The organism is Bergeyella anatis, assembly GCF_036016955.1.
In the GTDB taxonomy this organism is placed as follows: domain Bacteria; phylum Bacteroidota; class Bacteroidia; order Flavobacteriales; family Weeksellaceae; genus JAYWXI01.
This window is the reverse complement of the sequence record NZ_JAYWXI010000155.1, coordinates 1-407: the sequence shown is the minus strand read 5'-3', so window position 1 is coordinate 407 and position 407 is coordinate 1. Positions and strand designations below refer to the sequence as shown.

General features: G+C 37.1%; 1 protein-coding gene. It reads left to right on the top strand.

Features of this window, described 5'->3' with window-relative positions; genetic code table 11:
• A partial coding sequence (locus tag VQ048_RS12725; RefSeq protein ID WP_327611991.1) for an FAD-dependent oxidoreductase occupies positions 1-261 on the top strand: 261 nt, incomplete at its 5' end.
• Positions 262-407 lie beyond the last annotated feature (146 nt).

The following is a 407-nucleotide window of genomic DNA, read 5'->3' as shown; positions in this document are numbered from 1 at the left end:
CCATTACCCATAACGATGATTGGAGATGCTGCTCATTTGATGCCTCCTTTTGCAGGACAAGGCGTAAACAGCGGGTTGATGGATGCCTTGATATTGTCGGATAATCTGACCAATGGGAAATTTAACAGCATTGAAGAGGCTATTGAAAATTATGAACAGCAAATGTTTATCTATGGCAAAGAAGCACAAGAAGAATCAACTCAAAACGAAATTGAAATGTTTAAACCCGACTTTACGTTTCAGCAATTGTTAAATGTATAAAATGGAATAAAACGGCACATAACAAACAAATTGGCAATAGAGCCGGTGAAGTACTTCTATTGAACTTTTGTGCAATGTTGAAGATTAGTAATTCTATTCAACATTTGTGCTAAAAGTCGGCTCCATCGCCAATTTGCCAAACGTTA